Source organism: Actinomadura sp. KC345 (assembly GCF_004348515.1).
Classification (GTDB): Bacteria; Actinomycetota; Actinomycetes; order Streptosporangiales; family Streptosporangiaceae; genus Spirillospora.
Genome location: NZ_SMKH01000034.1, coordinates 33,796 through 39,795 on the forward strand (window position 1 = coordinate 33,796; position 6,000 = coordinate 39,795).

General features: G+C 69.3%; 7 protein-coding genes. 5 read left to right on the top strand and 2 right to left on the bottom strand.

What is annotated here, in order from left to right; all coding sequences use genetic code 11:
- Positions 1-229: 229 nt before the first annotated feature.
- Genes E1281_RS08740 through E1281_RS08750 form a run of 3 tightly spaced genes read left to right on the top strand, consistent with a single transcriptional unit; the run spans position 230 to position 2,281 of the window.
- A complete protein-coding gene (locus tag E1281_RS08740) occupies positions 230-1,165 on the top strand; it encodes an NUDIX domain-containing protein (protein ID WP_165958835.1) in 936 nt (311 codons plus the stop codon).
- A gap of 14 nt (positions 1,166-1,179) precedes the next feature.
- Positions 1,180-1,434: a GNAT family protein gene (locus tag E1281_RS08745; RefSeq protein ID WP_131876743.1), complete on the top strand. Its 255-nt coding sequence runs from the start codon at positions 1,180-1,182 to the stop codon at positions 1,432-1,434.
- A 43-nt stretch (positions 1,435-1,477) separates the two neighbouring features.
- Complete coding sequence (locus E1281_RS08750; protein ID WP_131876745.1) at positions 1,478-2,281, top strand: ATP-grasp domain-containing protein; 804 nt, start codon at positions 1,478-1,480, stop codon at positions 2,279-2,281.
- A gap of 64 nt (positions 2,282-2,345) precedes the next feature.
- Here the strand turns inward: E1281_RS08750 and E1281_RS08755 are convergent, their stop codons facing one another.
- Positions 2,346-2,945 carry an SDR family oxidoreductase gene (locus tag E1281_RS08755; protein ID WP_243716718.1) on the bottom strand — a complete coding sequence of 200 codons (600 nt, stop codon included), beginning with the start codon at positions 2,943-2,945 and terminating at the stop codon, positions 2,346-2,348.
- 39 nt (positions 2,946-2,984) lie between these two features.
- Between E1281_RS08755 and E1281_RS08760 the strand changes: the two genes are divergently transcribed.
- On the top strand, positions 2,985-3,608 hold the full coding sequence (locus E1281_RS08760) for a hypothetical protein (protein ID WP_131876749.1): 624 nt from the start codon (positions 2,985-2,987) through the stop codon (positions 3,606-3,608).
- A 92-nt stretch (positions 3,609-3,700) separates the two neighbouring features.
- On the opposite strand, the gene E1281_RS08765 is transcribed toward E1281_RS08760, so the two are convergent.
- A complete protein-coding gene (locus tag E1281_RS08765; RefSeq protein ID WP_131876751.1) occupies positions 3,701-4,759 on the bottom strand; it encodes a TetR/AcrR family transcriptional regulator in 1,059 nt (352 codons plus the stop codon).
- 91 nt (positions 4,760-4,850) lie between these two features.
- Between E1281_RS08765 and E1281_RS08770 the strand changes: the two genes are divergently transcribed.
- On the top strand, positions 4,851-6,000 hold a 1,150-nt coding region (locus E1281_RS08770; RefSeq protein ID WP_165958836.1), incomplete at its 3' end, for a cytochrome P450.

Consider the following 6,000-nt stretch of genomic DNA (forward strand, 5'->3'; position numbering starts at 1 on the left):
TGGGGGGTCGCTTCGACGTATCACCAAGTGTGAGTGATCAGCAACAGGCTGTCATGGCGCTTGTGAAGATGGGGATATCCCACCTCTCTCAACTCCCAAAGTTGCCCGCTCCCCTTGTCAGCCAAGGCGATTGTGCGGCCTCACCTGGCCATTCATGCTGGCGGAGAACCTCACCAGAAGGAGTGGAACGATGACGGGGTGTGAGACGTGGGCCAGGGAGCCTGGCCACATGAAGCTGCTCGGGACGATCACGAAGCCGGGCGTGCCGAAGTCAGCTCAGGCCGCGCGGGCGTTCGTTCGCGGCCTGGCCCCGCATATCGAGGACGAAGCCATGGCCGACATCGTCCTCTGCGTGGACGAACTGGTCGCGAACGCCTGCGAGCACACCGCGTCCGGGGCGGGCGACGGCGAGGTCACCGTCATCGTGAGCACCAGCGAGGACGTCCTGCGCGTGACCGTCCTCGACCAAGGCGGCACCCGGGGCCAACCACGCGTGCACCACGATCCGTGCTCGGAAGACGGCCGTGGCCTACTGCTGGTCGATGCGCTATCGAAGAGCTGGGGAACGCACCCGGCACTGAACGGCACGGCCGTCTGGGCGGAATTCCGCGCGGTGCCCAGGTCCCCCCGCCCTCTAATTGATGGCGGGCGCCGTCCAGCGGAAGGGATGTCCGGCATGAACGAGGAACTGGCCCGCGACGACAACGGCGACGCGTTGACCGGGTTCTACCGGACCGCCGAACACGACTGTCCCGACGACGCGCCCCTAACGGCCGCCCTGGTGGCCTTGTGGCAGGACGACCACCGGCTGCTGCTGGTGTTCAACCGCTACCGGCAGTGCTGGGAACTCCCCGGCGGAATGATCGACCCGGGAGAAACACCGCACCGAGCAGCAGTCCGGGAGCTACACGAGGAGGCCGGAATCCACATGGAGACCCTGACCTTCGTCGGCTACGCCCGCTTCAGGCTCGGCACCGAACAGCGCACCGAATACGCCGCCCTCTACACAGCCCCGGCCACGCCGCACGACGACCATTTCAAGCCCAACGAGGAGATCTCGGCGATCTGCTGGTGGAACGGCAGCGGGCCGCTAACCGGCCGCCTCCACCCCCTCGACGCGACGCTGGCCCGCCTCACCCGAAGCCACGCAACCCGGCGGGACTGACCTCCAGCCTCATCGTGCCCGTCCTCGACCGGGGCGGCGCCGAGGAGGCCACGTTCGCCGCCTTCGAGGACAACCACGCCTCCCACGCCGTCTCGCGCAAGCTCGGCTACCGGCATGACGGCCTCGAACGCCACGTGATCCGCGGAGCCATGACCGTCGACGTCCGGCTACGCCTGAGCCGCGCCGACTGGGGCCTGCACCGCACGACGCCCGTCACGATCGAGGGCCTCGAACCGAGCCTGCCCATGCTGGGCCTCCCCGCTTCATGACCATCGTCGATCAGGCGGCACTTCTACCGTTTAGTCTTGCCCGATGCCGCTCCTCGTCCTTTCGCCCCGGTACACCTCGGACTCGAAGGCATTGCGCGCCGCATGCGGACGGGCGGGCTGGAAATCGGAACGGCTCGGCGGCTGGCGTGCCCCGGGACGGCTGCGCGGGCACGACGTGGCACTTTACGGCGAACCGACATTCGTCGAGGTCATCGCGGCACAACTCGGCGTGAGGCTGCTCGATGTGGCCCCCGGCTGGCTGCCGGGCCTTCCTGAGCGCCATCGACGTCGACACATCGGCATGTCGACATTGGGGGACGTCCGGCACGCCCTCCCCGAACCCACCTTCATCAAACCGGCGGACGGCCGGAAGGCATTCGAGGGCAAGGTCTACGCGGCTCCCGAGGAACTCCCCGGGCAGGACGTCCTCCCAGACGAGACCCCAGTGTTCACCTGCGAGCCGGTGAGCTGGGACGTCGAATTCCGCTGCCACGTCCTTGAAGGCACGGTCGTCACCATGTCGCCCTACCTGCTGCACGGTGAACTCGCCCTCACACAAGACGGGAACTGGAAAGCCCCAGACGCCGACGTACAAGAGGCAAGGCAATACGCCGAAGAAGTCCTCGCCGAAGTGCCCGTCCCGCCCGCGACCGTCCTGGACGTGGGACGAATCCACGACCGTGGTTGGGCGGTGGTCGAAGCCAACGCGGCCTGGGGTGCGGGCCTTTACGGCTGCGATCCGGAACAAGTCCTCAAGGTCCTTGCCCGCTCCTGCCTCGACCGGGAACCGACACCAGCCGACCGCGACTGGATCATCGATCAGGTCAACGTGGACATGGCCGAATAGGCCGTCCTCACCCACGTCCGTCGCAGCCGTCCGCGAGCCCCGCCCGGGGGCTCGCGGACGACGGTCAGATCTCCTTGAGGAAGCCCGAATCGACGGCGAAGTCGGCACCGGTCGTGCTCGCCGAACGCGGGGACGCCAGCAGCGCGATCACGTCCGCGACCTCCTGGGGCTCGACGAGACGGCCGATCGTGAGGCTCATCATCTCCGCCGCGCCGCGCTCCAGCACCGCATCGCGGTCAGAGCCGGTGGCTCCGGCGATGATGTCGGCCGCGCCGCCCTCGTCCGTCCACCACGCCGTACGGACCGGCCCCGGCGACACCGTGTTCACCCGGATGCCCTGCGGCGCGTACTCCTCCGACAGGCCCTTCGTCAGGTTGGTCAGTGCGGCCTTGGCCGCGTTGTAGTCGAAGTTCATCGGCCCTGGATGACGGGCGTTCCCCGACGACACGTTCACGATAGACGCCGCGTCGCTCTTCAGCAGGTGCGGGATCGCCGCCCGCAGCGCCCGGACGACCGCGAACAGGTTGAACTCGAACATGTCGCGCCAGTCGTCGTCCGTCGGGGTGGTGAATCCGAACCGCGGCAGGTCCGCGCCGGGCGGCGGCCCGCCCGCGTTGTTGACCAGGACGTCGAGCCCGCCGAACACCTCCACCGCACGTTCCAACCGGCACAACGTCGCCGTCGAGCCCCCAGACTCTTTCCCATGGACGTGCCCGACCTGCTGCGCCACGCAGCCGACCTCGTCCCCGCGGACGAACGGAGCGATGCCGGCCTGGGCGCCGACGACGTGCGCGAATACCTCCATCACCACGAGTGGGAGGTCGCACTGGGCATCCTCGAAGACTTCGACGGCATCCGCTGGCAGACGGTCCGGTTCTGGGGCCTGCTCATCGAGGCGGCTCAGCAGATGTGGCTCGCCAACGACGTCGCCTGGCTGCAATGGCGACGATCCGAAACTCTGCACGGCCTGATCAGGGCAGACCTGCGACTGGTCGCCCCGGACGCGGGAGGCCGCCGCTCCCCGATCCCCGGCAACGGGCAACTACGGCCGATGTGGTCCATCCACCGGACGGCCACCGAAAGCCACGATGAGCTGCACGTCGCCCGCATCCGAGTAGAGTCCGCCCCGGAGATCCCGCCCGGCGGACATGGCCCGATCAGGCTGCTTCCCCTCACGCCGTCCCACTGGCGCCACCTCGAACCGGGCGACACCCTCACCATGCACGAGCAAAACCCCGTAGCCGCAACCGCGACCATCACCCAGATCGAGCACCCACCACACCGACGACGGCCACCAGGCCAAACTCCCTGTCGGTGGGCCGGATGACGGCCTGGTCGGCATCGACACGTACGCCAAGGCCATCCAGACCTCCCACGCGCGGTTCGCCGACGTCCGCGCAGATGGTGGACTCGGCGGGCTCAGCCGTGGGGCTTGGCGGTGGCGTGGCAGGCGCCGCGGCCTTCGGCACGGGCGATGATCTTGGCGTCTCGTGTTCGGACGGCCGCCTCCGTGGCGTCGCTGACGGACGGGACGCCGGCCGCGGCGGCGACGGTTCCCGGCTCGTCGATGACCAGGCGCAGCCTCGGCAACGCCGCCGCCGGGAACGCCTGCCGTAGGCAGGTGCACACGTCCGCGATGACGAGCCGCGCCAGGGGGCCGAGTTCGCCCGGGTCGGCGGTGACCATGACCGCCGTGACCCAGGTGCCGGAGGGCACGGCGCGGACCGCCTCCTCGATGGCTTCCAGCCGCTGCAGTCCGAGGACGGCCACCACGCCGTCCTCGGTGAGCGGCGCGGTCTCGCCGCGTACGACGTCGACCGCCTGTGGTGGGGACCACGGCTCGTCGACGGGACGTGCCTGCGGCGCCCAGGGCAGGTGGGCGGGCGGCCAACCGCCGTCCGTGTCCAGGACGGCCAGGGCGAGCCGCTCGCAGACGGCGACGATGTCGAACGGGTCGGAGAAGCCGGGCGCCGCCGCCGCCATCTGGGTCGTGCCGTGGAGGGTGGTGAGCGCGGCCTCCGCGACGCGCACGAGGCGGTCGCCGCGGTCCAGCCGTTCGAGGGCGAGCCCGAGCAGGATCGCGTTGAGCTTCATCAGCTGGGCGAACGCCTGCCGGGTCCGGTCCTCCGCGAGGATCTCCGGTATGAGGTCCGTGTCGATGCGCGGGCTCTCGGTGCTGAGGGGAAGGCGGCTGACCCAGGCGCGGGCGAACGCGCCCAGCGCCTCGGGCGCCGTCCGGCCTGCGCCTTGGGACGGGACGGACGCCCGCTCGGCGAGGTCGGCCAGGACCGCGAAGTACAGGGCGCGCTTGCCGGGGAAGTTGGAGTAGACCGCGCCGCGGGTGAGTCCCGCGCGCTCGGCGATCGCATCGATCTTGGCGTCGCGGAAGCCGCGGTGCGCGAACTCGTCCCTGGCCGCGGCGAGGATCCGTGCGCGGTTGTGTTCCTGCATCTCCGCCCGGGTCCGCCGCTGACTCATTCGTTTCCCCCGCTCGTGCCTTGCTTGATCCCAGCGCCCCAAGATACCGTCACCATCCAGATGTTAAGAACATATGATTGGAGCATCTGAGATGCACGAGATCGACCTCACGGACGCCGAAGTCATCCGGAATCCCTTCGCGGCCTACGGCCGGGTGCGCGAGGAGTCCCCGCTGGCGCGCCTCCAGGCGATCCCAGGCATCGACCCGTGGTGGGTCGTGACCCGCCACGAACAGGCACGGGCCATGCTGAGCGACCCGCGCTTCGAGATCAGGTCCGACAGCTTCATGCGTCCCGACGTACCGGACGACTGCCTGCCCTACATGCGGACCATGTCCGAGATGAACGGGCAGGAGCACGCCCGCATGCGCAAACTGGTCGCCCCCGCCTTCACCCCACGCCGCGCCACCGACTTCCGGCAGCGGATCGAGTCGATCGTCGAAGGACTCCTCGACGCCACGGAAGCGCAGGCGAGCGACGGGACGGTGGATCTGCTGCCCCACTTCACCCGTCCGCTGCCCATGGACGTCATCTGCGAATGGGTCGGCATCCCCGAGAGCGACCGCATGCGCTGGCGTACCTACGGCGCCACCGTCGCGGGGGGCGCCGGCCCCGACTTCGCGATGGCCATCCCCGGCATCATGGACGGCGCCAAGGCCGCGATCGCCCACCGCCGCGACGATCCCGGCGACGATCTGCTCACGGACCTCATCACCGCGCAGGCCGACGACGGCGACCGGCTTACCGACACGGAGATGGTCACCCTCGTCTGGCACCTCGTCATGGCCGGTCAGACCCCGACCAACCTCATCGCCAACGCCGTCCTCGCCCTGCTCGCCCACCCTCGGCAACGCGAGTTGCTGCGGGACGACCCCGACCTCATGCCGGGCGCGGTCGAGGAACTGATGCGCTGGTGCGGCCCGACGCTTCTGACGATCCCGCGCTACACGCGCGAGGACACGGAACTGTGCGGCACACGCGTAAGCGAAGGCCAATCCGTCGTCGCCTCGGTGGCCGCCGCCAACCGCGACCCACGCGTCTTCAATGACCCGGACGAACTCGACGTCACACGCCCCAAGGGCGAGAACCCGCATCTGGGCTTCGCCCATGGCCCGCACTTCTGCCTCGGCGCCTCAATGGCCCGGGTGCAAACCCAGGTGGCACTCAACGCACTACTGCGCCGCTACCCCGACCTGACGCTGGCATCCACCCCCGACGAACTACGCGCCCCCTGTCTCTTAT

Bases quoted from the DNA above. Each gene is read 5' to 3' on its own strand.
- E1281_RS08740 (WP_165958835.1), top strand. From the start codon at position 230: ATGAAGCTGCTCGGGACGATCACGAAGCCGGGCGTGCCGAAGTCAGCT.
- E1281_RS08750 (WP_131876745.1), top strand. From the start codon at position 1,478: ATGCCGCTCCTCGTCCTTTCGCCCCGGTACACCTCGGACTCGAAGGCA.
- E1281_RS08760 (WP_131876749.1), top strand. From the start codon at position 2,985: ATGGACGTGCCCGACCTGCTGCGCCACGCAGCCGACCTCGTCCCCGCG.
- E1281_RS08765 (WP_131876751.1), bottom strand. From the start codon at position 4,759: ATGAGTCAGCGGCGGACCCGGGCGGAGATGCAGGAACACAACCGCGCA.